This window comes from Candidatus Zixiibacteriota bacterium, from assembly GCA_017999435.1.
Lineage (GTDB): Bacteria > Zixibacteria > MSB-5A5 > GN15 > FEB-12 > JAGNLV01.
This window is the reverse complement of the sequence record JAGNLV010000001.1, coordinates 11660-27500: the sequence shown is the minus strand read 5'-3', so window position 1 is coordinate 27500 and position 15841 is coordinate 11660. Positions and strand designations below refer to the sequence as shown.

General features: G+C 65.8%; 15 protein-coding genes, 1 tRNA gene and 2 rRNA genes (1 of these 18 only partly in view). 16 read left to right on the top strand and 2 right to left on the bottom strand.

Annotation, left to right across the window (positions count from 1 at the left end; all coding sequences use genetic code 11):
- From KA261_00140 to KA261_00125, 4 genes are all read left to right on the top strand, one after another.
- Nucleotides 1–364, top strand: a 23S ribosomal RNA gene (locus KA261_00140); it begins 2646 nt to the left of the window's first position.
- A 188-nt stretch (nt 365–552) separates the two neighbouring features.
- Nucleotides 553–669 (top strand): 5S ribosomal RNA (gene rrf, locus KA261_00135).
- 206 nt (nt 670–875) lie between these two features.
- Nucleotides 876–1367 (top strand): VOC family protein, encoded by a 492-nt coding sequence (locus tag KA261_00130; GenBank protein MBP7696195.1) that lies wholly within the window; start codon nt 876–878, stop codon nt 1365–1367.
- A 139-nt stretch (nt 1368–1506) separates the two neighbouring features.
- Nucleotides 1507–1983, top strand: coding sequence for a GyrI-like domain-containing protein (locus KA261_00125; GenBank protein ID MBP7696194.1), 477 nt, complete (start codon nt 1507–1509; stop codon nt 1981–1983).
- Nucleotides 1984–2008: 25 nt separating this feature from the next.
- Here the strand turns inward: KA261_00125 and KA261_00120 are convergent, their stop codons facing one another.
- Together KA261_00120 and KA261_00115 are read right to left on the bottom strand one after the other, a co-directional pair.
- Nucleotides 2009–2371 (bottom strand): PilZ domain-containing protein, encoded by a 363-nt coding sequence (locus tag KA261_00120; GenBank protein ID MBP7696193.1) that lies wholly within the window; start codon nt 2369–2371, stop codon nt 2009–2011.
- A 118-nt stretch (nt 2372–2489) separates the two neighbouring features.
- Nucleotides 2490–3785 carry an MFS transporter gene (locus KA261_00115; GenBank protein ID MBP7696192.1) on the bottom strand — a complete coding sequence of 432 codons (1296 nt, stop codon included), beginning with the start codon at nt 3783–3785 and terminating at the stop codon, nt 2490–2492.
- Between the two features lie 336 nt (nt 3786–4121).
- On the opposite strand from KA261_00115, the gene KA261_00110 reads away from it, so the two are divergent.
- The 12 genes from KA261_00110 (at nt 4122) to KA261_00055 (ending at nt 15741) form a co-directional block, all read left to right on the top strand.
- Nucleotides 4122–4319 carry a hypothetical protein gene (locus KA261_00110; GenBank protein ID MBP7696191.1) on the top strand — a complete coding sequence of 66 codons (198 nt, stop codon included), beginning with the start codon at nt 4122–4124 and terminating at the stop codon, nt 4317–4319.
- A 189-nt stretch (nt 4320–4508) separates the two neighbouring features.
- The gene (locus KA261_00105; protein MBP7696190.1) at nt 4509–5480 is read left to right on the top strand and encodes an ROK family protein; all 972 of its coding nucleotides are present in this window, start codon (nt 4509–4511) and stop codon (nt 5478–5480) included.
- Between the two features lie 12 nt (nt 5481–5492).
- On the top strand, nt 5493–5867 hold the full coding sequence (locus tag KA261_00100; GenBank protein ID MBP7696189.1) for a hypothetical protein: 375 nt from the start codon (nt 5493–5495) through the stop codon (nt 5865–5867).
- A 62-nt stretch (nt 5868–5929) separates the two neighbouring features.
- Nucleotides 5930–6002, top strand: a tRNA-Phe gene (locus tag KA261_00095).
- 96 nt (nt 6003–6098) lie between these two features.
- Nucleotides 6099–7166, top strand: a complete 1068-nt coding sequence (gene rfbB / locus KA261_00090; protein ID MBP7696188.1) for a dTDP-glucose 4,6-dehydratase — start codon at nt 6099–6101, stop codon at nt 7164–7166.
- A 12-nt stretch (nt 7167–7178) separates the two neighbouring features.
- Nucleotides 7179–8069 carry a glucose-1-phosphate thymidylyltransferase RfbA gene (gene rfbA / locus KA261_00085; GenBank protein ID MBP7696187.1) on the top strand — a complete coding sequence of 297 codons (891 nt, stop codon included), beginning with the start codon at nt 7179–7181 and terminating at the stop codon, nt 8067–8069.
- On the top strand, nt 8020–8955 hold the full coding sequence (gene rfbD / locus KA261_00080; protein ID MBP7696186.1) for a dTDP-4-dehydrorhamnose reductase: 936 nt from the start codon (nt 8020–8022) through the stop codon (nt 8953–8955). Before rfbA ends, rfbD begins: the two co-directional genes overlap by 50 nt.
- Nucleotides 8945–9415 (top strand): dTDP-4-dehydrorhamnose 3,5-epimerase family protein, encoded by a 471-nt coding sequence (locus KA261_00075; GenBank protein ID MBP7696185.1) that lies wholly within the window; start codon nt 8945–8947, stop codon nt 9413–9415. The genes rfbD and KA261_00075 overlap by 11 nt, the downstream gene beginning before the upstream one ends.
- Nucleotides 9416–9683: 268 nt before the next feature.
- The gene (locus KA261_00070; protein ID MBP7696184.1) at nt 9684–10985 is read left to right on the top strand and encodes a hypothetical protein; all 1302 of its coding nucleotides are present in this window, start codon (nt 9684–9686) and stop codon (nt 10983–10985) included.
- The gene (locus KA261_00065) at nt 10966–12009 is read left to right on the top strand and encodes a glycosyltransferase (protein MBP7696183.1); all 1044 of its coding nucleotides are present in this window, start codon (nt 10966–10968) and stop codon (nt 12007–12009) included. Before KA261_00070 ends, KA261_00065 begins: the two co-directional genes overlap by 20 nt.
- Complete coding sequence (locus KA261_00060) at nt 11999–13315, top strand: O-antigen ligase family protein (protein ID MBP7696182.1); 1317 nt, start codon at nt 11999–12001, stop codon at nt 13313–13315. Before KA261_00065 ends, KA261_00060 begins: the two co-directional genes overlap by 11 nt.
- Nucleotides 13312–15741, top strand: coding sequence for a DUF1972 domain-containing protein (locus tag KA261_00055; protein ID MBP7696181.1), 2430 nt, complete (start codon nt 13312–13314; stop codon nt 15739–15741). The genes KA261_00060 and KA261_00055 overlap by 4 nt, the downstream gene beginning before the upstream one ends.
- Nucleotides 15742–15841: the final 100 nt, after the last annotated feature.

Genomic DNA, 15841 nt, shown 5'->3' with positions numbered 1-15841 from the left:
TCCCAAGGGTTTGGCTGTTCGCCAATTAAAGCGGTACGTGAGCTGGGTTTAGAACGTCGTGAGACAGTTCGGTCCCTATCTGATACGGGCGTAGGAGATTTGAGGAGAGTCGTCCCTAGTACGAGAGGACCAGGATGAACCGGCCGCCAGTGCACCTGTTGTGACGCCAGTTGCATCGCAGGGTAGCTGCGCCGGGAAGGGATAAGCGCTGAAAGCATCTAAGCGCCAAGCCCACTCCAAGATGAGATCTCCCGAACTTCGGTTCCTGAAGACCCCTGGAAGATGACCAGGTTGATAGGTCACTGGTGTACGCGCAGCGATGCGTTGAGCCTAGTGATACTAATCGGTCGTGCGACTTAACCGTAAAATTACTTCCGGCCCCGCGCCGAAGTAATGACTACAGAAACCCTTACGTTCGCGCATCCGAACGCGCTGATGACACAGCCGTTTGGGCGATGCGAACCTCCGATCAACCCGAGTAGATCGAAACCCCGGCGCCGGCGACGGCGGCGGGCCCGGTTTCGGTACGCGTCGAAAGATCTATGAGAATTTTCCGGTGGCGATAGAGATGGGGAAACACCTGTTCCCATTCCGAACACAGCAGTTAAGCCCATCATCGCCGATGGTACTACGCGGGAGACTGCGTGGGAGAGTAGGACGCTGCCGGGAGTAAGCAAGCCCCCGACCAGGCATGGTCGGGGGTTTTCTTTTGGCCGGCAACGGGCAGGCCCGCCCCCGCCGCGGCGCCCTCGCCCGCATGCGGCGGAAATCTTGCGCCCGCCCCAAAAAAGCTGATGGCGGTGCGGGATCGGTCTCCGTATAATGATGTATAGTCGATATAATTGGTCCATAACAACCACTACAAGGAGGGCCCCATGGCCCAGGCGAAGCGTGTTCCCACGGGACAGGAGCGGGCGATCCCGCACCTCGTCGTTGACAACGCCGCGGCGGCGATTGACTTCTACCGCAAGGCGTTCGGGGCCGAGGAGCTTATGCGGATGCCGGCGCCCGATGGCCGGCGGCTGTTCCACGCCGAGATCAGGCTGGGCGCGAGCGTCATCTACCTCTGCGACGATTTCCCGGAAATGTGCGGCGGCCGATCGCAGACGCCCAAGGCGTTGGGCGGGACGCCGGTGACGATCCACCACTACGTCGAGGACTGCGACGCCATCATCCAGCGGGCGGGGAAGGCGGGCGCGAAGGTCGTCCGTCCGCCGGAAGACATGTTCTGGGGCGACCGCTACGGCGCGGTGGAGGATCCGTTCGGCCACCACTGGTCGTTCGCGTCGCACGTGCGGGACGTTTCTCCCCAGGAGATGGCCGCCGCGGTCGAGGCCATGGCGCGGGAGACGGCGGCGAAATCCTGATCGTTCGAACTCCCCGGGTCGGGCCCGCTGCCGGCGCGGCCCGACCGCCGGGGGGAACTAATGTGATTGCCGTCGGGCGGCCGGGGCGATATGATGGCGGCATGGCCGGCGCTCCAGGAACAACCGCAGGAGGTGCATTATGTCGGGAAGTCCGGATGTTATCGTGCAACGCCTGAATCCGATTCGGGTCGCCTATATGCGCCACATCGGTCCGTACCATGAGGTCGGGCCGACGTTCACCCGTCTCTGCCAATGGGCGGGCGAACGGGGACTGTCTCGCTCGGGCCTCCGCCTGATCGGCGCCTCGTGGGACAATCCCGCGGTCGTGCCGGCGGCGCTGTTGCGCTACGATGCCTGCATCGAGGTTGAGGAGGATTTTCACCCGGTGGACGAGATTCCGGTGCAGACGTTCCCCGGGGGCGAGTACGCCGTCTATCGGCACGTCGGTCCCTACAGCGGTCTGGCGGAGGCTTTTCGCCGCCTGCTCTACGAGTGGTTGCCCTCGAGCGGGAGGCACAGCCGGGGCGGGGCCTGCCTGGAGATATACGCTCCGCAGGATCATGCGGTCACCCCTCCCGCGGAGCTGATCACGGATCTGCTGATTCCGGTGCGGTGACGGCCGCGGTCGGGGCGGGGCAGGCTCAGCGGGTCTTGGCAGGGGTCGTCTCGCGGGGCCAATCGCGGATCATGGCGTCGATTGCCTGGCGGGCGAGCTCGCCCAGCCGCACAAACTCATAGCCCGTTTCGTACCAATCGCCGATTCGGTTGTACTCGCACCAGCGGCTCTCGATATCGAACATGATCTCGCGCGCGCCCTTGAAGAGATCCGGCAGGCGCATGCGGCAGCTCAATTTCGTGGGAACGGCGACCGCGGCGTCGCTGATCAGGCGGAGGCCGCCGGTGGTGAGGTTGATCACGCGCCCGACAAACTCGCCCGTCTCAAGTTCGTACACCAGATGGTAGGCCGCCGTGCGGCGCCGCGCATTGTCGCGCCGGTCATTCATGTCTCTCACCCCTGATAATTCCGAGTTCCAGCGTCTTTTTCCTCTTATCGGCCGAAAGGGAACGGGCCTCAAGGGGGCGGATCGGGGGGAGCCGGCGGCCGGACAAACAGGTCGGCGGTCAGCCGGCGTTTCGATCTGAAACTTTCTCCGGGGCGGCGGAGCGAAACCAGCCGCGTCCGCCGGCGACCGTCTCCGGCATGTACCGGTACACTGCCCAGAGGCCGGCCAGGGCGAGCGCGCCGCCGACCAGGAAGGGGAGTTGGAAGAAGAACAGGGAAAGGGGTCCGGCGATGAGGGGGCCGATGGTCATGCCGAGGCCGAAACCGGTGGTGACGAGGCTCATTTGCCGGCCCTCGCCTCCCTCGCGGGCGAGATCGCCGGCCACGGCGAACGCCGGTGCGGCGATGCCGGCCCCGCCGCACCCCTGGAGAAAGCGCACCGCCATCAACTGTGCGGGGCTGGTTACGTAGCCCAGCAGCCCGGTCGCCGGCGCCAGCACCAGAAGGCCGCCCAGCATGAGCGGTTTGCGTCCGATGGTGTCGGCCAGCCGCCCGACCGGCACCTGAAACACCAGGCGGCTGACCATGACCATGGCGAAGGCGATGCCGAACTCGAACGCGGTCATGTCGAGCCGGGCGTTGAATTCGTTTTCGAGCGTGGTCACCATGGAGAAATTGGCGGCCATGAGCAGGGTGGCGAGGGCGGCGGCGAGAATTCCCGGGTCGAGCAGGTCGCGGTCGAGGATGCGCAGCCGGCCGGGTGCGGGCGGGGCGGCCGGTTCAGCCGGCGGCGTCTCGCGCACCCACACCTGGACGAGGATCATGGCCAGCAGCACGAACGCGGCACCGACGATGAAGGCGGCATCGAAACCGAAGCGCACTTTGAGAAACCCTCCGATGACGGGTCCGCCGGCGAATCCGATCAGGCGGAGAGTCGAGTAGATCCCCATCGAGGAGGCCCGGGTGTGGCGGCGGGTGGCGGTCGCCATGACCGCCATCGAGGCGGGAATGGTGGTGGCCACGCCGATCCCCTGGATCGCACGCAGCACGAGCAGGTGCGAGTAGGAGGTGGCGGCCATGAAGGCCAGCGTACCCAGCCCCATGAGCGCCATCCCGGCCTGAATCTGCACTTTCCGCCGGCCCAACCGGTCCGAGAGCGCCCCCATCACCGGTTGCACCGCCGCGGAGACGATGCCGTACAGAGAAATCAGGGTCCCCACGAGGACCGGCACGGGAAGGTTGAACAGGGGGTGGGCGATCTCGGCCACGTAGAGCGGAATGACGATCGTGAGAATGCTGTTGCCGAGCGCCTCCGCCAGGCGGGCGACCGAGAGGGCGACCACCTCGCGGTTGGCCCCGTACCTGGCCGGGAGGGACCAGCGCGAGGCCCGATGTTCGTCGTGAGCGTCGGCCATGGCCCTAATAATACGTCGGCCGCCGAGGATCGACAAGCGCTCGCTTGCGCCGGAGCCGGTCGGTCGGGAAGGCGCTCCATACTTGCCCTGCCTCTGCCGATACAGGCAGTGAAGGTGCCTTGACAGAATGGGCATTTTGGCCTTTATTACGCCAAACCGTATGGAAGCGGGGATTTTCCGAAGATACTGGACATGGACAACGGCTGCGCGCATCCGCATCACCTCCTTGAAGAATTCTCGCCGGCGGAAGCCCGGGCGATTGAGGTGCACAAATACTTTCTCTCGCTCGAAGCCGGGACCGACGTTGGTCTCGAGTATGCGGTCCGTCATTGGCTGATCCACCACTCGACGACGTGGCGGCAGGCCCGGCTGCAGGAGGAGTTGGACGCCCAGCGCTCGGAGATCCAGAAGCACAAGTGGATTGAGTCGGAACGGGCGGGGCACGATCTCGGCCAGGGCGCAGTGGAGGACTGGATCAGCCGCTATGCGGCGCAGTGGCGCCACTGGCGGGAGCAACAGGAACACCAGAGTTAGAGGCGGCGGCCCCCAGCCCGCAAGACCCGCTCGTTTTACCTTGACACCTCTTTAGCCTCCGTCTATATATCAGCGTTTTTGACCCCGGGGCGGAGTCCGGGCACCCGTGCCGCCCGAGACAAGGTGCGCTATTCGAGGACGACACGGCCGACGGGCCACCTGTCGCCCGCCGCGACAAAGTACGGATCGATGGCAGCTGGACAGATTTTCGCCGGCATTGATATCGGGGGGACCACCATCAAGTATGGGCTGTTCGACGAGCAGGGGAAGGTGCAGTTCCGGGAGCAGAAGCCGACGATGGTGGAGAAGGGACCGAAACCGCTCATGCACCTGGCGGCCAACATCGGCGAGCGCTTGCTGTACACGGCGGCCGAGGAGGATTACGAAGTGCGCCACCTCGGGGTGGGAACGCCGGGGGCGGTCGATTTTCACACCGGCCGCGTTATCGGCCCCTGTCCGAACATCCCCGGCTGGCAGGGGACCGAGATCGGGGCCGGTCTCCGCGAACGCCTCAACGTGCCGGTGTGGGTGGACAACGATGTCAACGCGATGGCGCTGGCCGAGGCGCACTTCGGCGCCGCCCACGGCGCGGAGTCGGCGCTCTGCCTGACAGTCGGGACCGGGGTCGGCGGCGCGGTCATTTTCGGCGGCCGCATCTGGCGCGGCTCGTCGTGGTCGGCCGGCGAAGTCGGGCACATGACGATCAACTTCGACGCCCCGTTCACGCACGGCGGCATGCCGGGGAGCATCGAGGGGTACTGCTCCTCACAGGCGATCCTCGGGCGGCTCCGGCGCGAGCTGGAGCGCGAGATGACGCCGGGCTTTGAGGCTGTGCTCGAGGGAAACCTCGACAACCTGAGCATCCGCAAGATCTTCGCGGCGCTCCGGAAGGACGATGCGGCGGCCCGGAAGGCGATTACCGAGGCGGCCACCTATCTCGGGATCGGCTTGGCCGGCGTCGTCAATCTCCTGAACCCGGAAATGATCGTGATCGGCGGCGGAATTGCCGAAGGGGGCGGCGGGTTTGTCGAAATTGTCGCCGCCAAGATCCGGGAACTGGCTTTCGATTCCGCCGTACAGAATTTGAAAGTGGTCAAGGCGGCGCTGGGCAACGACGCCGGGTTTATCGGCGCCGGCCTGCTCGGCGAGTTCGCCGCATAGGACGGAGACGACATGACGGAGAAGAGCGACACGCGGCCGGTGCCGTTCAAACTCGCCTACTGGTGGGCGTTCGGGTTTGCGACCGTGTTCCTGCTCTACGGCCTGGTCACGCTGGTGCTCAGCTTTCTCGACCGGCAGTACGCCAATCTCGCCCAGCCGTTCGGGTTTCTGCTGATCGGCGGGGTGCTGATGGCGGCGGCGTGGGGTTTGCGCAATCGGCGGAGCTGGGCCTGGTACGGCGAGATCGGCATCAACGGCCTCATCATCATCGCGGCCCTGGCGGGTTTTCGCAACTACGCCAACCTGATCATCCTGGCCCTCGCCGCGGTTGCGCTCGCGCTGCTTCTCACGAGTGCGACGAAGCGGTATTTGTTTCCGGGGCGGTAACTTTTGGGTTGACAGGCCGGGGAAAGCGCATGATCTTCGGCTACTGATCGGTTCCGATCGGCGGCGCCCTAGCTCAGATGGTAGAGCAACGGACTGAAAATCCGTGTGTCCGCGGTTCGATTCCGCGGGGCGCCATTTCTTGCCGATAAGTTCCGGCCTCTTTTTTTTGTTGTTCCGACCGCCGATATCCGCAAGACTTCCTGCGCGTAAACCTCGAGATCGGCCATACCCATGGGTGACGAAACGTTTCAGCGAACGGTGGTGGTGACCGGCGGCGCCGGCTTTGTCGGTTCCAACCTCCTCTTGCACCTGGTGCCCGCCTACCCGGACTGCCGGTGGGTCAATGTCGACTGTCTGACCTACGCCGGCAACCTGGCCAACCTGAAAGCGATCGAGAAAGCCCCCAACTACCGGTTCGCGCGGATCGATATCACCGACTTCGACCGCCTCGCCGACTGTTTCCATGCTTTCGATCCGTCCGGCATCATCCACCTGGCCGCCGAATCGCACGTTGACCGCTCCATCCTGGGACCGTCGACCTTCATCCGGACCAACATCCTCGGCACCTTCAACCTCCTGGAACTGGCGCGCAAGAAAACGCAGCGGTCCGGACCGCAGGCGATCCGCTTTCACCAGGTGTCGACCGACGAGGTGTTCGGGTCGCTCGGGCCGGAGGGGCATTTCACCGAGGACACGCCGTACCGCCCCAACTCCCCCTACTCGGCCTCGAAAGCGGCGGCCGATCATCTGGTGCGCTCCTACGCGGCCACCTACGGCCTCGACACGGTGACGACCCACTGCTCGAATAATTACGGCCCCTACCAGTTCCCGGAGAAACTGATTCCGCTTATGATCCGCAACGCCCGCGCGGGGCTGCCGCTGCCGGTGTACGGCGACGGGAAGAATGTGCGGGACTGGCTCTACGTCGAGGACCACTGCCGGGCGCTCGACCTGGTGTTCCACGAGGGGAAATCCGGCGCGACTTACACCATCGGCGGGCACAACGAAATCGAGAACCTCGAGTTGGTCCGCCTGATCTGCCGAATGCTTGACGACCGGCTGGGGGGCGGCCCCCGCGAAAACCTCATCACCTTCGTGACCGACCGCCTCGGGCACGACCGGCGGTACGCCATCGACGCCTCGAAAATCGCCCGCGAGCTCGGCTGGCGGCCCTCGGTCACATTCGCCGAGGGCCTGTGCCGAACGATCGCGTGGTACCTGGACCACCAGGAGTGGCTCGACCACTGCATCAGCGGGCAGTACCTCCAATACTACGAGGACATCTATGCGGGCCGCTAGCGGGGTGCGACGGTGAGCGCCGGGATCCGCAAGGGAATCATTCTGGCCGGCGGGGCCGGGACGCGGCTCCACCCGGTGACGCAGGTTGCGTGCAAGCAGCTCCTGCCGATCTACGACAAGCCGATGATCTACTATCCGCTGTCGACCCTGATGCTGTTCGGCGTGACCGAGATCCTCATCATCAGCACGCCCCAGGACCTGCCGCGGTTTCGGGATCTGCTTGGCGACGGCCGGGCGGTCGGGCTCACGCTTCGCTACGCGGTCCAGGAGCGCCCGGAGGGAATCGCCCAGGCCTTCCTCATCGGCGCCGATTTCATCGGCCGCGACAACGTCGCCCTCATTCTCGGCGACAACGTCTTCTACGGGGTCTACGATTTCCTCCGCGGCGTCCGGGCGTTCGTCGACGGTGCGGTGGTGTTCGGCTACTATGTCAAGGATCCTCAGCGGTACGGCGTCGTGGAGTTCGACCACGACGGCAACGCGATCTCGATCGAGGAGAAGCCGGCGGCGCCCAAGTCCAACTACGCTGTCACCGGGCTGTACCTCTACGATGCGGAGGTCGTCTCGGTCGCGCGGTCGCTGCGGCCATCGGCCCGCGGTGAGCTCGAGATCACCGATGTGAACAATCACTACCTGCGGCGGGGGCGGCTCAAAGTCGTCCGGCTCGGGCGGGGCATCGCGTGGCTCGACACGGGCACCCACGAGAGCCTGCTGGACGCGAGCAATTTCATCGCCACGATCGAGAAGCGCCAGGGGCAGAAGATCGCCTGCATCGAGGAAATCGCCTACCGCATGCGCTACATCAACCGCCGCCAGATGGAGGCGCTCCTCGCCTCCATCCCCGACACCGCCTATGCCCAGTACCTGCGCGACGTTGTCCGGGAGGTCAACGGTGAGGGATAGGCTCCTGGTCACCGGCGCCCGCGGGCAACTGGGGACCGACCTCGTCGCCGAGTTCCGGCGGCGCGCCGACGTGGTCGGCTGCGACCTCGACGATTTCGACATCACCGACCCGGCCGCCGTCCGGCAGCACGTCGCGGCCGTCCGCCCCACCGTCGTTATTCACGCGGCCGCGTTCACCGAGGTCGACCGGTGCGAGGCGGAGCCGGAGCGGGCCATACGGGTCAACGCCGACGGCGCCGCATTCGTCGCCGAGGCCTGCCGCGCGGTCGGGGCACACCTGGTTTTCTATTCCACCGATTATGTTTTCGACGGCGCCCGGCGCACACCCTATGTCGAAAGCGCCCCCCCCAATCCCCGGACGGTCTACGGACGGAGCAAGCTCGAGGGAGAGCGGCGCACCTCGGCCGCGCAGCCCGACAGCGCCATCCTCCGCCTCGCCTGGATGTACGGCGCGCACGGCCGGAACTTTGTCGTCACCATGCTCGCGCGCGGCGCCGAGCAGCTGGAGGCGGCCCGGCGCGGCGAGAGTATCGCCTCCCTGCAAGTTGTCGACGATCAGGTCGGCAACCCGACCTGGACCAGGGATGTCGTGCGGCAGACGGAAATCGTCCTGCGCGAGCGGCTCACCGGGTTGTACCACTGCTCGGCGGAAGGGGAGACCTCATGGTACGGCCTGGCGGCATTCATTTTTTCGCGGCTTGGGATGGCGGTTGACCTGCGCCCCTGCACGACCGCCGCGCTGGGCCGGCCGGCTCCGCGGCCCGCCTACTCCTCGCTGGAGAACGCGGCCCTCAAGGCCGCCGGCTGCCATGTCATGCGCGACTGGCGCGAGGCCCTTGCGGAATTCCTCGCCGGCCGGAGGGAGGCTGCGCTCTATGCGGTGTGACATCGAGGGCGTGATCATTCGCGAGCTGCGCTGTGTGGCGGACGCCCGCGGCTGGCTCACCGAGCTCTTTCGCCGCGATGAGCTCCCGGGGGCGTTCGAGCCGGCCATGAGCTACGTGTCGATGACCCGCCCGGGCGTGGTCCGCGGACCGCACGAGCACCGCGACCAGTCCGACCTCTTCTGTTTTCTCGGACCGTCGACGTTCCGTCTCTACCTCTGGGACAGCCGGCCGGGCGCGCCCTCCCACGGGCGCACCTACCGCGCTGAGTTCGGCGAACACCGCCGCGCGCTCGTGATCGTCCCGCCGGGGGTGGTCCACGCCTACAAGAATGTCGGCGCGGTCGACGGTCTGGTGTTCAACGCTCCCAACCGGCTGTACGCGGGGGAGGGGCGGCGGGAGCCGGTCGATGAGATCCGCCACGAGAACGATCCCGCCTCGCCGTTCCGGATTGATGACTGACCGCCCGGGCGGAAGATTTCTCCCCGCCGGCCCGGAAATCGTTTCCCCGCGACCGGGTGCGGTGCGCCGCTGCGAGGGCGCGATCCGCCGTGTAAGTCGTTGCGGTGCGCAGGAGTGTGTTTTCGCGGGGGATCCGGCACGCCCCATGATAAATCTATTAATCACAAGGGCAGGGAAATGCCCGCAAAATGGTTATGGACAACCGAGCAGACATCGCCGCCGCGCGCCGCCAATCACCCGCCGCCGGCCTCCGGACCGGGGGGGCGCTGTGCTGAAAACCGGCCTTCTCAACTCTCTCCTGCGCAGTCTCACTCTCGGCAGCAAATTCCTCCTGCTGTTGTTTCTCGCGCGGGTGGTCACGCCCGCCGAACTGGGGGTCTACGGCCTGGTGGTGGTCACGATTACGGTCACGCTCTACCTGCTCGGACTGGACTTTCACACCTACAACACCCGCGAGATTCTCGGCGCTGCGCCGCCTGATCGGCCGTGTTTCGTGCGCGACCAAATGGCCTTTCACGGGCTGGTCTACGCGGCGGTGTTGCCGCTCACGCTGGCGGTGTTCATTTCCGGCACTCTGCCGTGGCGCTGCGCCGGGTGGTTCTACCTGCTGCTGGTGCTGGAGCACCTCTCGCAGGAGGCCTACCGGCTGCTGGTGACTTTCTCACGGTCAAGTCTGGCGAACCTCGTGCTCTTCCTGCGCGCGGGCGTGTGGGTGTACGCAGTGGTCGGCGTCGGGTTGGCGGCGCCGGGGGCGGTCACGCTCGGGCGCGTCTTTTGCGCCTGGGCGGTCGGGGCGGCGGCGAGCATCGCCCTGGCGGCCGCGACTCTGCGGCGCCTGCCGTGGCGGGAGGCGCTGGAGAAGCCGGTCGACTGGAACTGGATCCGGCGCGGTGTCGGCGTGTCGCTGCGCCTGTTTGCCGCGACCGTCTGCCTGCTCGGCGTCCAGTATGCCGACCGCTACTTCCTCCAGCATTTCCACGGCCCGGCGGCGGTCGGCGTGTACACCTTTTTCGCCCAGATCGCCAACACGGTCCAGATTTTCGTCTACACCGCGGTCGTGATCGTCGTTCTGCCGCGCCTGGTCGGGGCCTGGCAGCGCGGCGATCTGGCGCTGTACCGCTGCCACATGCGGCGGCTGGCGCTCGGCGTTCTCGGCGTGATCGCGCTCGTGAGCGTCGCGGCGGCCGCCTGCTTTGGGCCGGCGCTGGCGATGGTCGGCCGGGAGGTCTACCGGGAGCAATTGCCGGCGGGGTGGGTGCTGCTGGCGGCCATGGCGCTCATGGGGGCGGCCTACATTCCCCATTTGGCGCTCTATGCCCGGGGGCGCGACAGCGCGATCGTCGCGGCGAGCGCGGCCGCGTGCGTGGCGGGACTGGTGCTGCACGCGCTGCTGGTGCCTGCGTACGGCCCGATCGGGGCCGCCCTCGGCACCCTTGCCGCCGCGGGGGTGCTCGGCGGGGCGAAATTGGTCTTCTTAATGCGAAATGCGGAAGGGCCGGCGCGGACAGCCGGGCAAACGATGACGGCGGATTCAACGCGGGAGGCGTGTCGTGGCGCGATTGTGTCTTGAGACGGCCATCGGCCAACTCACCGTGTGCGCGGTCACCGTCACGTACGGCGACCGCTGGCATCTGCTCAGGCGGGTACTGGAGCGGCTGTGCGCGTGGCCGGCCGTAGCCCGCGTCATCATCGTGGACAACGGGGCAACCTACGACTTGCGTGGGCGGACGGCGGGCGCTTTCGGTCTGAGGGTCGAGGTAGTCGGTTCCGGCCGCAACGAGGGATCAGCTCGCGGGTATGCTATAGGCATGAAGGCGGCCAGGGAGGCGGTGGACACCGAATTCGTGTGGCTTCTCGATGACGACAACTTTCCCGAATCCGGTGCCCTCGAGGCGCTCGCGGAGGCCTGGCGGGAGCTAAGCGCCGGCCAAGCGAGCGACCGACTGGCGCTCCTGGCACTGCGCACCGATCGCCCGTACCTGGTTCAAATCGCGGCCGGAGCGGATCCCCGCAGGATATTCCCGAAGGCCAACAGCTTCCTTGATTTTCATGCAGCCGATGCGCCGCGCCGCGTTTGGCGCAAGCTGTTCCGCCGGCGACCTGCGCTCACAACGGTCAAGAGCCGATCCGTGAAGATTCCCTACGGAGTCTACGGCGGGCTGCTGTTCCACAAGACTCTCCTCGACCGAGTCGGCTACCCCGACGAGAGCTACTTCCTCTACGGCGACGACTACGATTTTACGACGCGGATCAGCGACGGCGGGGCGGTGTACCTCGTGGCCGGCTCCCGAATCGACGACCTTGACCCGTCCTGGCATGTATCGAGCACAGCGCGTCGGGTCACCGTGTTTCAGAACCTCTCGCAGGCTCCGGATTTCCGCGTCTACTGCACCGTCCGGAGCAACGTGATCTTTGTCCGGCGCCACCTGCTCACGCGCCCATGGGTGTGGCAACTGAATCGCCTCGCTTACCTGGCGATACTGCGGGCTTTCATGTGGGCGACCGGTCGGAGAGACCGCTACGACTTGATCGCCAGGGCAGTGAGTGACGGCTGCAGCGGCCGCCTGGAGAAGGTTGGTTGCCATGTCTGGTGAGTCGAGAACACTGGCCGCCGGCAGTCGGTTTGTCACCGCGCCGGTTTGCGGTCAGAGAGTGCTCTACGCGAGTCTCGTTTTGCTTGTGGGCTTTGCGCTCTATGCCAATCTCGCCCGCGTCGCGCTCGGCAGCCGCTATGTGCTCCTGGTCGCGGACAGCCTGCTCATGGTCCTCGTCCTGTATACGGCGTCGTTGCGCCTACTCGCGGGGCAACTCCCGACCGCGGTGGAGGCGGCCGTGCTGGCCTTGCTGGGCCTCGGCGCGGCGGCCATCATGCACCCCAACATTCCCGATTTCCGCACCGGGATCGAGGGATTCCGCCAGACTCTGTACCAGATGTCGGCGGTAAGTGTCGGGGTGGCCCTGCTCGGCACACGCCGTCGGATGATGCACTTTCTCTCCATCGTGGCCGTGCTGGCCGTTCCCATTCTGCTGTGGGCAGTCAAGCAGTTTATCGCAATCTCGGCGCTGGACCTGGCCATCATCGGAGCCAACACCGCCGACATCTACACCTGGCAGATTTTCGGAAAAGTCAGAGCCTTCGGCTTCTTCAGCGGGCCGTTCCACATGGGGCTGTTTGCCGGGTTCGTGTTCTGGATCGGGGCGGCGCTCTATTTCGAGTCTCGTCGCAGGATATGGCTCGTCCTGGCCGCCCTCTCATTTCTCGCCTGCCTGGCTACGCTTACCCGGGGCAGTCTGATAGCGATGTGCGGCTCGGTCCCGGTGGTGCTGTTCTTTGTCTTTCCGCGCGCGCGCCTGCGGGTAGCGGCGGCCACGGCGGTTGTGCTGGCCGGTATCGGCCTCGGGCTCTACCTGTTATCCTCTCATGTGGATGCCGTCGGGAGTGTAGTCGAGAGCGTGTTGACGCTGAGTGAACTGTCGGACGACAGCCGGCTGGTGGGTCGATTCGACGGCTACCGCGAGGGAATCGCAGCGGTTGCGACCCACCCGTTCGGGATTGGGATGGGGAGCGCCGCCGATGCCCTGGGCCACTATTTCGACCCGTACAAATACGTCCACATCACGAGCCACAACATGTTTCTGCGCATGGCGCTGGAAACCGGCTGGATGGGACTGGGGCTTTTCATGGCAATTCTGTGGCTGGCGCTCCGCGCGGCGCGCCGCACGGCGCGAATGGGCGATCATCCGATGGCGATGCTTCTGATGGGATGGCCGGCCATTGTACTGATTACAGGAATCACCGGATCCTCAATCAACGCCTTTCCGGTGAACTTGCTGTTCTGGCTGATCGTTGGGGGCGCAGTGAGACTGACGGCTCACTCCGGACCGGGGGCAACAACATGAACGCCAACCTCGACATCATCGTAATTCCTTTTCATGACTGGAAGAAGGTCCAGCGCGAAGGCGGCCGCACCCGCGACGCGCATCTGATGTCGCATCTGGCTCGGCACCCGCTTGTCAACCGAATGTTGGTCGTCAATCGGCCGGTAAGTGTGCCGGAAGTGATGGTTCGACCCGGTCGCTTCCGTACGGCGGGAGAGCGGATCGGCGGCGGATTGGGGCAGCGTCTGACCAGAGTGGCGAACAGCGTGTTCGTCCTCGACACTCTGTTGCCCGATCTCTTTGCGCCGGTGCGGCAGCGGCGTGGGTGGTTCCTCGATGCCTTCGCGGGCGCGACTGTGGCGCAGTCGGTACAATGGGCGGCGTCGAGACTGGGTATCGGCGCCTTTCACCTCGTCAGCTTCAACGCCTACGCCGGGAACCTGGCCGCGCGCCTATCGCCCGTTCGGTCGCTCTTCGACGCGTGGGACAACTTCCTCAAGTTTCCCGCAAATGCCCAATTCCGCAAACGGCTTGAGCAAAGCTACCGCATGTATGCAGAATGCACCGATGTCTGGTCAACCAACTCGGCCACGAACCGAGAAGTCTTTTGCCGCCTATTTGAGCCGGGAGCATGCGAAGTCATCCGCAACGGCGTGGACCCGGATCATTTCCGAACCGCCCGCGCGATCCCGGCCGATCTCGCCGCCCTCCCCCGGCCAATCATCGGCCTGGGAGCCAAGATCACTCACCTCGTGGATTACGACTTGCTCAACGCCGTCATGGCGGCCAACCCAGACCTGTCGTTCGTCGTCATCGGGCAGGTTCTCGATAAGGCGGTGATGGGCCGCATCAAGCCGCTTCCGAATTTTCACTACCTGGGGGACAAGCACTATGACGTCTATCCGGCCTACGTCGGCGGGTTCGATGCAGCGATCGTCCCGTATGTGGTGGGGGCGCGTGAACACGGCGGCGATTCCATCAAAACATACGAGTACCTCGCCGCCGGAAAGCCGGTCGTATCAACACCAATAGACGGACTCCTTAAGTGCCCCGGCCGCATTTTTCCGGCGCGGTCGCCTGAGGAGTTTGGGGCGGCAATCCGCAAGGCCTTGAGTGCAGGCGACCAGCGCGTCGAGATCCCTGCAGAGTATCTGTGGAGCACAAAGGCAGAAGAGATGATGGATCTCCTGGTGCGGCCGCGGCGGCCCCGAACCCGCCGCACTCATCGTCCCATCGTCGCTTTTTGCGGGACGCGCGGGGTGCCCGCCCGCTACGGCGGCTTCGAAACCGCCGTCGACCAGATCTCCCGCCGCTTCGCCGCCCGAGGCTACGACTGCGAGATCATCTGCCGGCGCTCCGCGGCCGGGCCGCCGGCCGGCGTGGGGAGCCGCCCTCTGCCGGACGAGCACGAGGGGCGACGCCTGGTATATGTCGACGGCCACCGGTCGCGCACGCTCGATACGTTCGCGGCCGCCCTCCAGACCGGGCGCCACCTCTGGCGCCGCCGGCGCGCCTACCGCCACGTGTTCTGGTTCAACAACGCCAACCTCCCCGGCATCCTCCTGAGCGCGCTGGCGCGGATCCCGATGTCGGTCAATACCGACGGGTTGGAGTGGCGGCGCTCGAAGTGGTCGTGGCCGTTCAAGCTCTACTACCGGCTGGCCTCGGGCGCGGTCGCCCTGATCTGCCGCCGCCTCATTTCCGACTCGCGCGGCATCCAGGACTACTACCGCCGCACGCTTTTCCGCTCGACCGAGTTCATCCCCTACGGCGCCCCGGAACCGGTGGCCATCGACAACGAGCGGGCGGAGGAGATCCTCGCCCGATACGACCTTGCGGCGGGGAAGTATTTCCTCCAGATCACGCGGATCGAGCCGGACAACCTGCCGGTGCGGGTGGCGGAGGCATTCGTGCGGGCCGAGCTGGTCCGGCAGGGCTTCAGGATGGTGTTTATCGGCTACCGCGAGGATACGCCCTACGCGCGGAAACTGGCGGTGTTCGACGGCCGGTTTGGGGTGCGCGTGCACGCGGCGCAGTACGACCCGGAGGTGCTGCAGGCCCTCCGGAGCCGGTGCTGGTGCTATGTCCACGGCAATTCGGTGGGGGGCACCAACCCGGCGTTGCTGGAGGCGATGGCCGCCTGCCCGCGGGTGGTGGCGATCGACTGCGTGTTCAGCCGCGAGGTACTCGGTGACTGCGGGCGGTTGTTCGACCCGGATAATATTGCGCCGACTCTCCTTGAGGCGCTGGCGATGCCCGATGAGAGCGCGCGCATGCGCCGGCGGGTCGCCGAGCGCTATGACTGGGAGGCGGTGGCGACCGCCTATATGAACCTGGCCGAGGGACGGCCGGCGGCCTACCGCCCGACCGCCCCGTCGGAAGAGAACCCTGCGCGGCGTCCTGAGGGAGTTCCGGCCGTTGCCCGACAAGGCGAAGTGACGGTTTAGATTGATGGCGCAAGATGCTCCGGAACAACGGATAACAAATGATGGCAAATGTCCGCCTCAGGACCGGCGGCCGGCGGCGATGAATATGAAGGAGTCCGAA